This window comes from Lachnoclostridium sp. An181 (assembly GCF_002160325.1).
Taxonomy (GTDB): Bacteria; Bacillota; Clostridia; order Lachnospirales; family Lachnospiraceae; genus An181.
Map to the genome: position 1 here is coordinate 67755 of NZ_NFKJ01000004.1, position 16931 is coordinate 84685.

Below are 16931 nucleotides of genomic sequence, written 5' to 3' on the forward strand. Positions count from 1 at the left end.
CTCCTTCTTTTATGAATGGCTGTTTAATAATTGTTCTTCCAGAGAGTCCATATCATATGTGCGTCCCTGGAAATTGTTGAATTTATTGCCGGAAACAGCCGGCTGTAAATGGGAAACAGCGCGCTGTTTTACCGCGACATCTTTCTGGAACAGAGCATCGGATTTTGCCACGTCCGACAGATGCCGGATATTCTGCATTCTCCAGTTCTGAAGAATTTTATCTGCGTACTCAAAACTTGGCTGATGGGTGTTTGTGATGGTGCGGTTGCAGGCCTCAATGATGACCTCCAACTCAAATCCGTACTCCTCTGTCCATTTGCGGATAAAGTCAAGCTCCGCAAGAGCGGGTCCCCGCCCTTTGATACCAAATGCATTCAGCACGCTGTAGCAGTTTTTATTGTACCTGGAGGAGATCATACGAGCATCCTCCACAGTGGTGATCTTTTGCTCGGACCAGGAAAGTCCGACTTTTTGTATGTAATGGATACTGCGGTGTCCATTGTCCACACAGTATTCTATCAAATATTCTATCAAATCTACAGAGAAATTCAATTCATCGTAAAAATAATTGATCGTATCCAAATCTGTCTTTGTCAAAGTTTTTCCAAGATACTGCTCCGCCACAAATACAAGCTGACGAAACTCCTTGTGTGAGCGAAGAGAATTTTTCTTGGGATTTGAAATAGCTGGAATTGGTTCGGACAACCCGGAACGCGCAGCCGGTGTGCGCAAAGAATCTGCACTTTTTTTCGCCTGCACTTTTTCCTCCCCTGAGGAGGCCGGTGTCTGTGCGGCCGGCGCCTCCTGTGCTTTTTCGCTCTTTCCAAATTCAATAGAGCAAACTTCACCTTTTGTGTCGTAAAGAACGGACAAAAGTCCGGTTTTCTGCCAGTAAAGCAGTGCCCTCAAAATATCTTTTTCCGTATTTTCAAGGCAATCTGCAAGGAAGGCGATCGTGACAGGTGAATCCGGATTCTGCAGATAGCGCAGAAGCAGCAGATAGACCTTTACGTATTCTCCATTCGCCTTTGCCATGTGATGGTCAATAAACATATTTTCAATGATTGTCTGCCTGCTCTCCCGGCATTTCAGTGTCACTGTCTGCATACTCTCTCTCCCTCTTCTCTTACTGTGTAAGGGTTATTATAACATTTTAGAATGGGCGGGCAAAGTATTTTTTTGCCGAAAAAATACCCATTTTGTGGATAAGTACGTGTGGAAAATGTGGATAAATACTACTTTAACAATTCTTCTCCAATGGCTACGACATTTCCTGCACCCATAGTTATCAACAAATCTTGCGGATGCATGTGCTCTAAAAGAAATGTTTCGATTTTCTCAAAAGATGGAAAATAATAGGCATCACACCCTTTTGCCTTCAGTGCATTAGCCAGCTGCTCTGAGGACACTCCAAGTGTGTCAGTCTCCCGCGCAGCGTAAATATCCGCTACGATAACATGTTCTGCAAGAGAAAGTGTGTTTACAAAATCATCAAACAATGATTTTGTCCTACTGTATGTGTGTGGCTGGAAAACACACCAAAGTGACTTGTGAGGATAATGTTTTGCAGCCTGCAATGTTGCAGTAATCTCTGTCGGGTGATGCGCATAGTCATCCACAATGGTAAATCCATTTTTGCAACCTTTGTATTCAAAGCGGCGATTCGTGCCCTCAAAGGAAAGAAGACCTTTTTGAATATTGTCCAAAGATACACCTAAGCTCCTTGCAGCCGCAATTGCAGACAGAGCATTTTGCACGTTGTGTTCTCCTGGTACGGATAGACGGATACGTCCGCAATTCTCTCCATGTTCAAAAAGATGGAAAGAGACATTTCCTTTTTCATCAAATGCTATGTCAGAGGCTGAAAAATCCATATCTTTTGCAAGCCCAAACGTGACTATGCGGCATACACAATTCTTTGTGATTTCATGCCGTTTTTCAATCTCGCCGTTGATGATGAGAGTACCATCGGCAGGGAGAAGTTCTGCAAATTTGCGGAAAGAATTGCGGATATCATCAATGTCTTTAAAGAAATCGAGATGATCTTCTTCAATATTCAATATAATTCCTGTCTTAGGGAAGAAATGGAGGAAACTGTTTGTGTATTCGCATGCTTCAGTGACAAATATATCAGAGTGGCCCACACGGATGTTTCCGCCAATGGCATGGAGGATGCCGCCTACAGACACAGTAGGATCTGTATCGCCTGCCAGCAGAATGTGTGTAAGCATGGAAGTGGTGGTTGTTTTTCCGTGGGTGCCGGACACAGCGATGGGCTCTTTGTAATTTTTCATCATCTGTCCAAGCAGCTCGGCGCGGGTCAGCATAGGCACCCCTTTTTCCTTTGCGGCCCTGAACTCTTCATTATCTTCATGGATGGCCGCAGTGTATACGACCAGCGAGGTATCATCAGTAATATTTTCGGCTTTCTGGCCAATATGGATAATGGCACCTGCATCCGCAAGATGTCTTGTCAGAGCGCTCTCCTGGTTATCGCTGCCTGAAATGAAAAACCCTTCCTGAAGAAGAACTTCTGCAAGTCCGCTCATGCTTATGCCTCCGATGCCAATAAAATGGATATGAATGGGTTTTTTAAAATCAATATGATACATATTTAACACTTCCTGTCCAAAATTTTACAAATAATTGTCATATAATATTACATTACTATCATATTATAAACATATACCATAAAAAAACCAAGCGAATTCTTTTTGTGATATATTCATAAAAAGTTTAAAAAAATTCAATATTTTTTATAAGAATTGTTCACGATTGGAAAGAAGTGTGTTATAATGTTAGCACATCATTACTGAGAAGGGGTGAGGACATGATTAAGAAAGAAATGATTGCAATGCTTTTAGCCGGGGGCCAGGGCAGCAGGCTGGGAGTGCTGACGGCAAAAGTTGCAAAACCTGCGGTTGCATTCGGTGGAAAATACAGAATTATAGACTTTCCGCTCAGCAACTGCATCAATTCGGGCATTGATACAGTAGGCGTACTTACGCAGTATCAGCCGTTGAGACTGAATACGCATATTGGAATCGGTATCCCTTGGGATTTGGATAGAAATATCGGAGGGGTGACCATACTTCCTCCATATGAAAAGAGTGCCAATAGTGAATGGTACACTGGTACGGCAAATGCGATTTATCAGAACCTGAATTATATGGAGACATTTAATCCGGACTACGTATTGATCCTTTCCGGCGATCATATCTACAAGATGGATTATGAGGTAATGCTGGACTACCACAAAGAACACAATGCGGATATCACGATTGCCGCGATGCCTGTCCCGATCGAGGAGGCAAGCCGTTTTGGAGTGGTTGTGACAGACAGCGAGGGAAGGATTACAGAATTTGAGGAAAAACCTCCGAAACCTAAGAGCAATTTAGCGTCCATGGGTATCTATATTTTCAGCTGGCCTGTACTCAAAGAGGCTCTTGTGAAACTTTCCGAGCAGCCATCTTGTGACTTTGGAAAACATATCATTCCGTATTGTCATGAAAAGGGGTCACGAATTTTTGCCTACGAATATACCGGATATTGGAAAGACGTAGGGACACTGAGTTCCTATTGGGAGGCTAATATGGAGCTGATAGATATCATTCCTGAATTCAATCTGTATGAAGAATTCTGGAAGATTTATACAAACAGCGATATTATTCCTCCGCAGTATATTTCCGACAACTCTGTGATCGAAAAAAGTATCATAGGGGAAGGATCCGAGATTTACGGAGAGATCCACAGCTCTGTGATCGGCTCGGGTGTGACAGTTGGAAAAGGAACAGTTATCAAAGACTCAATCATTATGAAAGATGTACATATTGGTGAAAATTGTGTGATCGATAAGTCGATCATTGCAGAAGGTGTGGAGATCAAAGATTCTGTTACACTTGGAATTGGCGGAGAAGTACCGAACAAAACAAAACCGAATATTTATTCCGGAGGGCTTGTTACTATCGGAGAAAACTCTGTCATCCCGGAAGGGGTACAAGTCGGTAAAAACACAGCGATCAGCGGTGTGACTGTGAAAGAGGATTATCCGGAAGGGGTTCTCGAGAGCGGTGAAACATTAATAAAGGCAGGTGAACGGGCATGAGAGCAATAGGTATTATTTTAGCAGGCGGGAACAGCAAGAAGATGCGTGAATTGACACATAAAAGGGCAGTGGCTGCGATGCCGGTTGCAGGAAGTTACAGATGTATCGACTTTGCTTTGAGCAATATGTCAAACTCTCATGTGCAAAAGGTAGCTGTTTTAACGCAGTATAATTCCAGGTCTCTGCATGAGCATTTGAATTCTTCCAAATGGTGGGATTTCGGGAGAAAGCAGGGAGGCCTTTTCGTATTCACCCCGACTATTACGGCGGAAAATAGTGACTGGTACAGAGGAACTGCTGATGCAATCTATCAAAATCTGGATTTCCTCAGAAGGTCACACGAGCCATATGTCATCATTACGTCTGGTGATGCTGTGTACAAGCTGGATTACAATAAAGTGTTGGAATATCATATTGCAAAAAAAGCAGATATTACGGTTGTGTGCAAGGACTTGGAGCCGGGGGAAGATGCAAGCCGTTTCGGTACGATTAAGATGGATGAAACAATGAGGATCGATCAGTTTGAAGAAAAACCAATCGTTGCAAAATCCAACACGATCTCAACCGGAATTTATGTTATTCGCCGCAGGCTTCTGATGGAGCTCATAGAGAGCTGCGCAGAGGATGGAAGACATGACTTTGTAAATGACATTTTGATTCGTTATAAGAATCAGAAGAGGATTTATGGATATAAAATGAAAGATTACTGGAGCAATATTGCGACAGTGGATGCATATTATAAGACAAATATGGATTTCCTGAAGGCTGATGTAAGACATTATTTCTTTAAACAGCACCCGGATATCTATTCAAAAGTAAATGACCTGCCTCCGGCGAAATACAATCCAGGAGCAGTTGTAAAGAACAGTCTTGTTTCCAGTGGCTGTATTATAAACGGAACAGTAGAAAATTCCATTATTTTCAGCAAGAGTTTTATTGGAAATAACTGTGTGATTAAAAATTCCATTATTCTAAATGATGTTTACCTTGGGGATAACGCGTATATTGAAAACTGTATTGTGGAGAGCAGAGACACTATCCGTGCCAATGCAAGACATGTTGGTGAAAATGGAGTTAAGGTCGTTGTAGAAAAGAATGAGAGGTATTCATTGTAAAATGTGGACAATGGATCATCAGGAGAAAGGGGCTTGAAGTTATGCAGATTACAGATGTACGTGTGCGCAAAGTAGCAAAAGAAGGTAAATTAAAAGCAGTGGTATCTATAACTATGGATGATGAGTTTGTAGTACATGATATCAAAGTGATTGAAGGAGAAAAAGGACTTTTCATCGCAATGCCAAGCAAAAAGGCGCTGGATGGAGAATACAGAGATATTGCGCATCCAATCAATTCTGAGACAAGGGAGAGGATCCAATCCATCATCCTTGAAAAATACGAAGAAGCTCTTCGGGAAGTTCCGGAAGAGGAATAGTAATTTGAAAATTTATGAAAAAGATTTAGAAAAGACCAGCCTTTTTTGGCTGGTCTTTTTGCAGGCATTTTATTTTTCGTTATCAGATAAGAACGAAGGCGTTATCTGAAAGGATATTTTTTTCCCTGTGACAGGATGGAAAAATTCAAGTCTGTACGCGCACAAAGCAATCTGTGTCCACTGCCCGGGTACGTGGGAGGTTGGATTGTATTTGGCATCACCCACAAGCGGACAGCCAGCACCAGCCATTTGCACCCGTATCTGGTGGTGGCGGCCTGTCTCAAGCCTGATTTCATAAAGATGCTTTCCGTCCTGGGATGGCATAAGGCGGTAGTGAAGAACAGCTTTTTTTGCGCCTGGCAGCATTTTATTGCATATACGGGAAGTGTTTGTTTTGGTATCCTTGATCAGATAGTCTGTCAAAATCCCTTCTTCGTCTGGAAGGGCACCTTCCAGAAGAGCAAGATAGTATTTTCCAAATTCCATACTGGTAAGTTGTCGGCTCAGCGTTCTGGCGGCACTTTTCGTCTTGGCAAATACGAGCAGCCCTTCCACCGGTTGGTCAAGTCTGTGGATAATGGCAAGGTAAGGCTCTTTCTTATGTTTTTGATTTGTGTAAAGATAATTTTTCAGGATACTGACCATATCCGAAGTGCCTGCACAACGATTTTGCACAGCAATTTTTGCCGGTTTAAGGCAGACAAGGATCTCCTGGTCCTCATAAAGAATTTCTGGTTTCATAAATAGCTCCTTTACTGTTAGGCGGACATTAGCCACTATAATTATTTAAACACAGGGATGATAAAAATGTCAAACAGGATGCCTTGACAAAACTTAAGAAATTCGGTAGAATGACTTTCAATAACGATAATCAGGCGATGAAGAGGATCAGTACATGCAGGACATTTTGCAGAGAGAGAACAAAGAAGGTGCGAGTTCTTAGATGAAATGTGTGGAACCTACCTTGGAGCTACTGCGTGAAAGTGCAGCGTAGCCCGCGTTAAGGGCAAAAGAGAGAACTGTGGGTAGAGCAGTTAAGTAGGGTGGTACCGCCGAGTCTTTCGGTCCCTTTTTGGGACGAAGGGCCCGGCGTTTTTATATCTCAAAGGCCTTTCGTCCAAGATATTAAAAGGCGGAATATTCCGCAGGAGAAAAGGAGAAGAAGAACATGGCCAATGAAAAGAAATTTGTAAAAGCGATTACTTCAAGAGATGAGAACTTTGCACAATGGTACACAGATGTTGTAAGAGAAGCGAGATTGTGTGAGTATTCAAGCGTAAAAGGATGTCTGATCTATCTTCCGAACGGATATGCAATCTGGGAAAACATTCAGGCAGACCTGGATAAAAGATTTAAAGATACAGGTGTAGAAAATGTATACCTTCCAATGTTGATCCCAGAGAGCCTTCTTGAAAAAGAGGGAGACCATGTAGAGGGATTTGCGCCTGAGGTGGCATGGGTAACACATGGAGGAATGGAAAGACTTCAGGAAAGATTTTGTATCCGCCCTACATCCGAGACATTATTCTGCGATTACTGGAGCAAGAGTATTCAGTCCTACAGAGATTTGCCTAAGGTTTGGAATCAGTGGAACTCTGTACTTCGCTGGGAGAAAACGACAAGACCATTCCTGCGTTCCAGAGAGTTCTTGTGGCAGGAAGGACACACCATCCATGCAACATATGAAGAGGCGGAGGAGAGAACTCTTCTGATGTGGAAAGTATACCGTGACTTTATCAGCGAATCACTGGCGATTCCATATGTAGCTGGAAGAAAATCCGAGAGTGAAAAATTCGCAGGAGCACAGGATACTTACACAGTTGAGGCATTGATGCATGACGGAAAAGCGCTTCAGTCTGCTACCAGCCATTTCTTTGGAAACGCATTTCCGGATGCATTTGATATCAAATATGTAGACAAAAACAATGAATATCAGAGTGTATACGAGACTTCATGGGGACTTTCCACACGTATCATCGGAGCGATCATCATGGTTCACGGTGATGACAGCGGACTTGTACTTCCGCCAAGAATTGCTCCAAAACAGATACGTGTCATTCCGGTTGCACAGCATAAAGAGGGTGTTCTTGAAAAAGCAAATGAACTGGTTGACACACTCAAAGCAGCGGGATACAGAGTGGATATCGATGATACAGAAAAAACACCGGGCTGGAAATTCAGCGAACAGGAAATGCAGGGAATTCCGCTGCGTATAGAAATCGGTCCAAAAGATATCGAGAAGAACCAAGTTGTTGTTGTACGTCGTGACACAAGGGAGAAGATGGTATTCTCCATTGATGAAGTGGCTGACAAACTGTTTGATGTTCTGGAGACAATTCAAAAAGATATGTATGACAGAGCAAAGGCGTTCCTTGATAAACATATCGATGAAGCTGTGACGATGGACGAAATGGTAGAAAAATTTAAAGAAAACCGCGGATTTATCAAAGCAATGTGGTGCGGGGAAGAGGAATGTGAAGGTGAAATCAAATACGCAACAGGTGGAGCATCCACAAGATGTCTCATTGAAGATGAAGAGCCTATTTCCGACAAGTGTATTTTCTGCGGAAAGCCTGCGAAATTCAAAGCTTATTTTGGAAAATCATACTAAAATATTGATATGTCTGTCCAAAGACAAAGAAAAGATAAGGAGGACTCCGTTGGGAGTCCTTCTTTGTGTTATCACCAGAGTTCAAGTATTTGGATGAAAAATTTTAAGACTCCCAATATAGACAAAAATGCACTTAACATGTAATAATTTTAAAAATAAATAATATTCTGACGATTATATTTAGAAATATAAAATGAGAAAAATTAAAATAAAAATATGAAAAAAGTGTTGACAAATAAAAACACAGGTGCTATTATAAAGTCAACCTAAATGAAACAGGAAATCCTGATAAGAAAACCACAGGGTATCTGAAATGGGAGGGAAACTAATTACTTTCGAAAGATAGAAGAACTGAAGGTAAGGTTTCCGAAATATATATCATTTCTGACGAGAAAGGAAATGATTGAAAAGAGGAATCATTCAGAGAATATCAATGAGAGGAAAGGTTTTCAAGTAGGAGAAGAGGTTTTCAAAATTTAGGGAATGAATTTAAATGAAAGGAGGCTTTTACCCTTGGATAATTTCGAACAGTCAATTCAATATGTCAGTGGTATGGCAAATAAAGGTTCCTGTGATAAAAGCCTTTATATGAATAGATAAATCCAGTAAAAAAAGTAATGAAAAAGTAACCGAAGAGTATCAGAACTGGAAGATAGAAAATTATACATTTGCAGACATATTGAAAAAATACCACATAAGTACTCGAACATGTGTAAAGAAACATGGAGAAGAGAAAGAAAAGATTTCATTTTCGATCATGAGTGGAAAAGTTACAGAAGGAATAATTGAGTAGAAAAGTTGCTTGTCAGTTGTGTCGCTGATAAAAGATTTAGGAAAGGTTATAGATAAGAGTAACTGAGTATTGTGTAAGAAATGAAATGATGTGAAAGAAATTATAGATCAGGATCTTAGGGAGATGGATTTATGGTTTAGTTGGAAAACGTGATATTGGCTTAAATGGTTAAGGTAATATTCGTTTTATAAAACAGGGCTCACAGGAAATTAAAATTTTCCTTCGGTATATATTTGAGGACAATTGAATATCAAAAATAAACCGCTATAATGCAAGTTGTAGCGGTTTATTTTTTGACATTGAAGATGCCGTATGGTAAACTGTATACGTGTAATTGTCTATTTTAGTTTGATATGAGAGGGTAAAATAATCAATAGAGGTGAAGACGTTGGATAAATATGAATATCGCGTAAAAACAGAGCAGATGCTCGAATATATGAATGACAGAGCCTATGATAAAGCAATGGAAATTGCAGAATCGATTGACTGGCGTAAAGTGAAGAATATCTCTATGTTGAATTCAGTGAGTGAAATCTATGAGTTGAACGGCGAATACCAGAAAAGCCGGGAGATTTTGTTTCTTGCATATGACCGTTCCCCGAGCAGCAGAAAGGTCGTATATCGCCTCGGAACCTTGGCCCTGAAACTGAAGGATGTAAGCGAAGCGTTGGACTGCTATGAAGAATTCTTAAGTATTGCCCCAAAGGATCCGAATCAATACATTCTGCACTACAAGATACTGAAAGCGCAGAAAGCTCCGATTGAACAACAGATAGAGGCTTTGGAGGCATTTAAAAAAGCAGAATATGTGGAAAAATGGGCTTATGAACTTGCAAAGCTCTATAAACTTGCGGGTAGAACAGCGGAATGTCTCGAAGAATGTGATGATTTGATCTTGTGGTTCAGTGAGGGCAAATATGTATATAAAGCTATGGAACTGAAAATGCAGTATAAGCCTTTGACACCTCTGCAGCAGGAGAAGTACGAACACCGCTTTGATGGCGGAAGGCGTGCAGAGAAAATTGAGATGCCTAAAGATAATATAGAGGAGAAACTGGAAAGTATGGCGCAGGAAGAGCTGGAGTACGTGGAAGATGAAGTGGAAGATGTAGCTTTCAGCCGTACAGTTGAGATTCCGGCAGAAAAAATCCAGACTGCCTTAAACGAAGAAAGAAAAGAAGAGAAGGACGCTGAGGAAAAAGCGGATAGCACTGTGGATGAGGTGGATATAAGACAGGAAACTGAGGAAGAGACAAGGAGTGTAAAAGCGCCGCAGCAGGAAAAAGAGAGTAAAGGAGCAGCAGCTGTTGGCGTGACAGCAGGTACTTTGGCGGGAATGGTTTCAGGGGCAGCTGCGGAAGGAATTGCAGAAACTGTCAAAGCCAAGACGGAGGCGAGAGTGCGGGCAAAAAATATGAAAGTCAGAAGACCGAAAACAGTGTCTCCGGAAATAGAGAAGGTACTGGAGGAATCAAAAGACACTCCGGACACGGTGTCCGCTGATTCAAAGGTGGAAGATAAAATCAGTGGTCAGATGAAGATAGAAGATATCCTTCAAGGCTGGGAAGAAAAGCAGAAACAGGTTTTAAAAGAGATAGAAGAGAAACGTAAGAAATCAGAAGAAGAGGCATTGAATAAGGCGAAAGAAAGTGTGGAAGAGCAGCCATCACTTTTATCGGAAGAGCTTCAAAAGCTGATGGATGAACTTGAGAATGGGGAGAGTGGAGACGCCGCCTACGATTCCTGGGAAACAGAAGAAAAAGAGAAGGATGAAAAGACAGGTGAAACCGAGCAGGTTGAGAACATGGGGGATTTGGTAGAAGAATTAAAAATCAGCCATGTGGAAGAGGAGGTTGAAGAGAAAGAGGGCCTGGAAGAGGATTCAGAAGAATTTGAAGACTTTGACAGCTTTGAGGAAGAGGAAGATTTTGAGGGTGAACTGGAGCTTCCTGAGGAAATACAAGAGGAAGAAGAAACTGTTCAGGGGGAAACTGTACAGAAGGAAGAAACGTTTTCACAGGAGAAAAGCATACAGAAAGAAGAGCTTGAGGAGACAAAAGAAGAGCTCATAGAGGAGACACTCGAAATAGAGGAGCCGGCTGAGCAGATGAAAGCCGGAGAGGATCTGGATGCAACGATTGAACTGAAAGATATTCATATGAAGTCCGAAGAGGATCAGGAAGAACTGGATGAATTCTGGGATGAGTCCGAGGAGCCGTATGAAGAGTCCGATGAGAGCGAGTGGGAAGAAGGCGAGGATCTGACGGATGAAGAGCTGGTTGAGACTAATTTTGAAGAGGAAGAAAAGGCAAATGAGATTTCTGGAAAAGAAGAGCAGGCAGATCAGGAAGAGCCTATAGAGTATGATGAGCCGGATCCGATAATCAAACGTTCTCCGGGAGGAGTTGTGTACGATACGGGGTTTGTTGTACAGGGAAGATATGATCTGGATGCGCAAAGTGAAGTCGGGTTAAAGGCAGGACTGACACAGGAGCAGAAAAAACTGTTTTCCTACTTCGTTCCGGTCAGAGGAATGAGCGAGCAGCTTGTGGATGTGCTGGATGCTGATAAAAAGTGCAAAAACAGATACGGAACATCCAGAACAGGAAATCTTCTTATTATCGGAAGAAAAGGCAGTGGTAAGACTGTGCTTGCAGTTGATGTTGTGAAAGCGATTCAGAAACAGCGCAAGATGAAACAGGGAAAAGTGGCCATTATTACCGGTGAATCTTTGAATAAAAAGGATTTAAACACCATTGTACAGAAACTGTACGGTGGAGCGCTGATTGTTGAAAAAGCCAGCAAGATTGACCAGCGCACACTGGAAGAACTTAATGAGCTGATGGAAGGTCAGACTGGAGAGATGCTCATTGTGCTGGAAGAACAGAGAAAACCGATGGAAGATCTGCTCTCCAGAAATCTAAGATTCAAGAAAAAGTTTACTTCATGCCTGGAGCTTCCTGTATTTATCAATGATGAACTTGTAACATTTGGGCAGACATACGCAAAAGAGAATGGATACAGGATTGACGAGATGGGGATTTTGGCATTGTACAGCAGAATTGATATGATGCAGAAAGAGGATCATATTGTCACGGTTGCAGAGGTCAAGGAAGTTATGGACGATGCGATCGCCCATTCGCAGAAAGCAAATATGAAACATTTCGTGAAACGGGTATTTGGCAGAAGTACAGATGACACCAACAGAATTATTTTGAAGGAAGAAGATTTCAAAATTTAAGGCGAAAAACAGGAAATAGAGAAAAGAGTTTTGCAGCTGAAAATAGTTTGCAAAACTCTTTCTTTTTATGTCCCGCTAAAGTATAATAGATTTATATATCGGCGTGTTGATAGGAGAGTGAGGACATGAAGGAAAAGAAGAAAAAACCATATGAAATCGGCGAACTTGACCAGTACCTTTTTGGGCAGGGCACTCATTATGAAATTTATAAAAAACTGGGAGCGCATCTGGTTGATAATGGAAAAGAAAAAGGTGTTTATTTCGCTGTGTGGGCACCGCATGCAAAGGCGGTTTCCGTTATCGGAGAATTTAATGACTGGGATATCCAGGCAAATCCTATGCAAAGGGAGGAGCCTCTTGGGATTTATACATGTTTTGTAAAAGAAGCGAAAAAGGATATGCTCTATAAATTTTGTATCGAGACGCAAAAAGGAGAGTTTCTGTACAAGGCAGACCCGTTTGCAAATTACTCTGAGCTGCGCCCTGGTACAGCGTCCAAGATTGCGGACATCAGTAATTTAAAGTGGACAGATTCTGCGTGGATGGAAAAGAGAAAGACATGGGATGACCACTGTAATCCGGTATCAATCTACGAGGCTCACATTGGCTCCTGGAAACGGCATCCGGGAAGAGAGGATGACGGTTTTTACAATTACAGAGAATTTGCACGCGAAGTTACAAAATATATGAAATATATGGGATATACCCATATTGAGCTGATGGGAATCGCAGAATATCCGTATGATGGCTCATGGGGATATCAGGTTACAGGATACTATGCTCCGACTTCACGCTATGGGACACCAGAAGATTTTGCTTACATGGTCAATTACCTGCATAAAAATAATATTGGAGTAATCCTTGACTGGGTTCCGGCACATTTCCCAAGAGATGCGCACGGCCTGGCAGATTTCGATGGCACGCCGACATATGAATATGCGGATAAAAGGCTTGGGGAGCATCCGGATTGGGGAACAAAGATTTTTGATTATGGGAAGAAGGAGGTTCAAAACTTCCTGATAGGAAGTGCACTGTTCTGGATTGAACACTATCATGTTGACGGACTGAGAGTGGATGCGGTTGCATCCATGTTGTATCTGGATTATGGCAGACAGAATGGGCAGTGGGTCCCGAATAAATATGGCGGAAATCAAAATCTGGAGGCCATTGAATTTTTCAGGCATTTGAATTCAGTTGTTCTTGGACGTAATAAAGGGGCAGTGATGATCGCGGAGGAGTCGACTGCATGGCCGCAGGTGACCGGAAAGCCTGAGAATGGCGGACTTGGGTTCAGTATGAAGTGGAATATGGGATGGATGCACGACTTTACAGAGTACATGAAACTGGATCCATATTTCAGAAAAGGCTGTCACAATCAGATGACGTTTGCGTCAAGCTATGCATATAGCGAGGATTACATCCTTGTGCTTTCCCACGATGAGGTTGTGCATCTGAAATGCTCCATGATCAACAAAATGCCAGGGCTTGGATTTGACAAGTTTGCGAATCTGAAAGTAGGATATGCGTTTATGATGGGACATCCGGGGAAAAAGCTTTTATTTATGGGACAGGATTTTGCCCAGCTTAGAGAGTGGAGTGAGGCAAGGGAGCTGGATTGGTATCTGTTGAATGAAGAGTATCACCAGCAGCTACAGAACTTTACAAGGGATTTATTCCGGCTTTACAGAAAAAACAAGGCAATGTACGAGCTTGACTCTTCGCCAAAAGGATTTGAGTGGGTCAATGCGGACGACAGAGACAGGAGTATCTTCAGTTTTATCCGGCATTCCGAGGAAAATAAAAAGAATCTTTTGTTTGTTTGTAACTTTACTCCTGTGGCAAGACCGGATTACCGGGTTGGAGTGCCAAGAGGCAAGCAGTATAAATTGATACTCAACAGCGATGATAAGCAGTATGGCGGAGAAGGACAAGAAAGACCTCTGAAGTATAGAGCCAGAAAGAGTGAATGCGATGGAAGGCCGTATTCATTTGCATATGATTTGCCTGCGTACGGAGTTGCTGTATTTGAATTTTAAATGAGAGATAAAAAATTGGAGGGCGCATAACTGCGCCCTCATTTAATCTTTATTCAGTATTTTCAGGACTTCAAAGAAAGAATTTCTTATCCTTATCAGCTTTTTGTTCAGTTTTTGATTTCGGCAGAGTGTACAGCAGAGTCTTTTCACGAAACCATTACAGCATTTTTTCACCGCAGGCCTCCGAGAAACTTTTTGTATAATATATGCGCTAGCGCCTTGCAATTAACTTGCAGATAGGATTCCCGAGGGCAGAAAATTTGGCTTCGTATTCAGTCATGATGTTGCCTTTGTTCATGGAAGGTTCGTGGTGAAGGTCTTTGGTAAAATCTACAAGGGTGTAATTTGATTCTTTAATCTCTTCAAGAGAGAAATCAAAAAGCGGAATGTTGTCGGTCTTAAATTCTATGGTGCCATCTTGTTTTAGAACTTCCTCGTAACGAGCGAGGAACTCCCGAGATGTAAGCCGGCGTTTGGCATGTCTTGCTTTTGGCCATGGATCCGAAAAGTTTAAGTATATGCGATCGACTTCCTGTGTGGCGAAAATGTTTGCGATATCTGCTGCGTCCATACAAAGAAAACGGATGTTGGACAGGGAGGAATATTCTTCTGTGTCAAATTTTTCGATGGCTCTTAATAGTACGCTTGTGTAGCGCTCGATTCCTATATAATTGATGTCCGGATTTTGCTTTGCAAGGGAGAGGATAAACTGGCCTTTTCCCATGCCGATTTCAATATGGATGGGATTCGGGTTGTCAAATACTTTGTTCCATTTCCCTTTATGTTCTTCTCCGGACTGGATTACAATCGGATGATTTGCGACTTCTTCGGCCGCACGTGGTATATTGCGAAGTCTCATAAATGCGCTCCTTTCCTTTTGTCTGGTTTATTATAGCGTATCTTTTTTGTGGGTTCAACAGAAAACGAAAAAAGTACTTGCAATTTCTGTAAAGGTGTAATATAATATCTCTTGCGTTGAACAGTAAGCGCCATTAGCTCAGTTGGTAGAGCACCTGACTCTTAATCAGGGTGTCCAGGGTTCGAGCCCCTGATGGCGCATTTGAAAATCACTGATTTTAAGGACATTGGAGCCTTGGGGTCGGTGGTTTTTTTGTTATTGATAAATATATTTGCAGGGGAGAAAAAGGTATGATCTACACGTGGATGGCAGATGTGGAAAAACTTGGTGGCGAGAATATATATCGAAAGTATTATGATACGGTGCCAAAATTCCGGAAGGAGAAAGCAGATGGGCTGCGTTTTGTGCAAGACAAGGCGCAGAGCATCGGCGCATGGGTACTTTTGGAGAAAATGCAAAGATATTATGGAGCGGCAAAAAGCCATGTGTTCAATCTGTCACATTCCGGAAGATATGTGATGTGTTCTCTTGCGGACAGAGAGAACGTGATGGTTGGCTGTGATGTGGAGATGATCAAAGAGTACAAAGAAAGGCTGGCAAGGCATTTTTTCACAGAACAAGAATATGGGAGGATTGTGAAGGAACAGACTGAAGAGGGAAAGAGGGAGCTGTTTTACCGATACTGGGTATGGAAGGAAAGTTTTATGAAGGCGACAAGACTGGGAATGAAATTAGGCCTTGATACCTTTGCCTTTGAGCCTACAGAGGAAGGCGTGATATTTACAAAAAAACCGGAAGGTTTTGACGGGGAGTACTATGTGAAGGAGTATAAAGTGCCGGATCGTGATGCCGCGGCGGCAGTTTGTTCAGACAGCCCGGACTTCTGTGAAGAAATATATTTTTTCACATTTCAGTAATCTTTGAAATGAATAAATCGGTATGTTATAATAAAGAATTATAAAGAAATGAGAACGAAAGAGGCACTAATTTTGGAACAGAATAGAACAATAAAGGGGATTTTTATAAAATTTTGCAGAAGGAGAATTCAAAAGATACGAAAGATGTCGAGAGTGAAAAAAGTTATTTATATGGTCGCGGGGCTGTCGCTTTTATGTGGTGTTTTCATTGGCAGTGCATTTGGAAAGCATTCAGCGAACAGTGTGAAGAAGGAGTTAAAGCAGGTTGAGGGAGAGTTGAATAAGCTGAAAAAAGAGAAAGAGGAGCAGGAAAGTGCAAAAAAAGAGAAGGAAGAAAGGACAAATGAGGCCAACAGACCCTGGTATCTGACCCTTGTCAATGGTTCTCATCCTCTGTCAGAGGGATATGAGCCAAAACTTGCGACTGTGGAGGGAATGCAAGTGGATGAAAGGATTGCACAGTCTTTGCAACAGATGCTTGCAGACGCGAGGAAAGCGGGACTTAGTCCGGTCATCTGTTCTGCATACCGTTCTGAGGAGAAACAGAAACAGGTTTTCAATGACACAGTCAGTTCGTGGGTAAATCAAGGATACAGTTATTGGGAATCCTACAGAAGGACAAGCCAGGAAGTGGCGCTCCCGGGAACAAGTGAACACAGCCTTGGCCTTGCGGTTGATATTGTATCCAGCCAGTACGGAGAGTTGGATGAAAAACAGGCGGATACTGCGGAGGCAAAATGGCTGCAGGAAAATTGTACAAAATATGGATTTATTTTGAGATATCCTCCGGATACAAAGGATGAAACGGGCATTATTTATGAATCATGGCATTACCGATATGTTGGTGTGGAGGATGCAAAAAAGATAACTGAAATGGGTGTGACGCTGGAAGAGTATCTGGACGAGTCATATTGATCTGGAAGATGAGGGACAAAGG

Annotated in this window: 12 protein-coding genes, 1 tRNA gene and 1 other annotated feature; of the genes, 9 read left to right on the forward strand and 4 right to left on the reverse strand. The window is 42.0% G+C overall.

Annotated features, from left to right (window positions below; genetic code table 11):
• Positions 1-9: 9 nt before the first annotated feature.
• Positions 10-1107: a DnaD domain protein gene (locus tag B5F18_RS03955; protein WP_087156376.1), complete on the reverse strand. Its 1098-nt coding sequence runs from the start codon at positions 1105-1107 to the stop codon at positions 10-12.
• Positions 1108-1235: 128 nt separating this feature from the next.
• Positions 1236-2612, reverse strand: coding sequence for a UDP-N-acetylmuramate--L-alanine ligase (murC, locus tag B5F18_RS03960; RefSeq protein ID WP_087156377.1), 1377 nt, complete (start codon positions 2610-2612; stop codon positions 1236-1238).
• 218 nt (positions 2613-2830) lie between these two features.
• Here murC and B5F18_RS03965 point away from each other — a divergent pair, with 218 nt between their 5' ends.
• From B5F18_RS03965 to spoVG, 3 genes are read left to right on the forward strand one after another with little or no spacing between them, the layout of a single operon-like run.
• Entirely contained in the window at positions 2831-4105 is a 1275-nt protein-coding gene (locus B5F18_RS03965) for a glucose-1-phosphate adenylyltransferase (protein WP_087156378.1), read from the forward strand.
• A complete protein-coding gene (glgD, locus tag B5F18_RS03970) occupies positions 4102-5220 on the forward strand; it encodes a glucose-1-phosphate adenylyltransferase subunit GlgD (RefSeq protein ID WP_087156379.1) in 1119 nt (372 codons plus the stop codon). Before B5F18_RS03965 ends, glgD begins: the two co-directional genes overlap by 4 nt.
• 41 nt (positions 5221-5261) lie before the next feature.
• Positions 5262-5537 (forward strand): septation regulator SpoVG, encoded by a 276-nt coding sequence (gene spoVG / locus B5F18_RS03975; protein WP_087156380.1) that lies wholly within the window; start codon positions 5262-5264, stop codon positions 5535-5537.
• A 69-nt stretch (positions 5538-5606) separates the two neighbouring features.
• On the opposite strand, the gene B5F18_RS03980 is transcribed toward spoVG, so the two are convergent.
• Positions 5607-6278: an RluA family pseudouridine synthase gene (locus B5F18_RS03980; protein WP_087156381.1), complete on the reverse strand. Its 672-nt coding sequence runs from the start codon at positions 6276-6278 to the stop codon at positions 5607-5609.
• Positions 6279-6406: 128 nt separating this feature from the next.
• Positions 6407-6610, forward strand: a binding site (T-box leader).
• Between the two features lie 95 nt (positions 6611-6705).
• Between B5F18_RS03980 and proS the strand changes: the two genes are divergently transcribed.
• The 3 genes from proS to glgB all read left to right on the forward strand — a co-directional run bounded on the left by proS (position 6706) and on the right by glgB (position 14218).
• A complete protein-coding gene (gene proS / locus B5F18_RS03985; protein ID WP_087156382.1) occupies positions 6706-8148 on the forward strand; it encodes a proline--tRNA ligase in 1443 nt (480 codons plus the stop codon).
• A 1181-nt stretch (positions 8149-9329) separates the two neighbouring features.
• Positions 9330-12182 (forward strand): hypothetical protein, encoded by a 2853-nt coding sequence (locus B5F18_RS03990; protein WP_330394095.1) that lies wholly within the window; start codon positions 9330-9332, stop codon positions 12180-12182.
• 125 nt (positions 12183-12307) lie between these two features.
• Positions 12308-14218, forward strand: coding sequence for a 1,4-alpha-glucan branching protein GlgB (glgB, locus tag B5F18_RS03995; RefSeq protein ID WP_087156384.1), 1911 nt, complete (start codon positions 12308-12310; stop codon positions 14216-14218).
• 211 nt (positions 14219-14429) lie between these two features.
• On the opposite strand, the gene trmB is transcribed toward glgB, so the two are convergent.
• Entirely contained in the window at positions 14430-15077 is a 648-nt protein-coding gene (gene trmB, locus B5F18_RS04000) for a tRNA (guanosine(46)-N7)-methyltransferase TrmB (RefSeq protein WP_087156385.1), read from the reverse strand.
• 127 nt (positions 15078-15204) lie between these two features.
• On the opposite strand from trmB, the gene B5F18_RS04005 reads away from it, so the two are divergent.
• From B5F18_RS04005 to B5F18_RS04015, 3 genes are all read left to right on the forward strand, one after another.
• Positions 15205-15277 (forward strand) — tRNA-Lys (locus B5F18_RS04005).
• Between the two features lie 90 nt (positions 15278-15367).
• Positions 15368-15994 carry a 4'-phosphopantetheinyl transferase family protein gene (locus B5F18_RS04010; protein WP_087156386.1) on the forward strand — a complete coding sequence of 209 codons (627 nt, stop codon included), beginning with the start codon at positions 15368-15370 and terminating at the stop codon, positions 15992-15994.
• 144 nt (positions 15995-16138) lie between these two features.
• Complete coding sequence (locus tag B5F18_RS04015; protein WP_087156387.1) at positions 16139-16909, forward strand: M15 family metallopeptidase; 771 nt, start codon at positions 16139-16141, stop codon at positions 16907-16909.
• Positions 16910-16931: the final 22 nt, after the last annotated feature.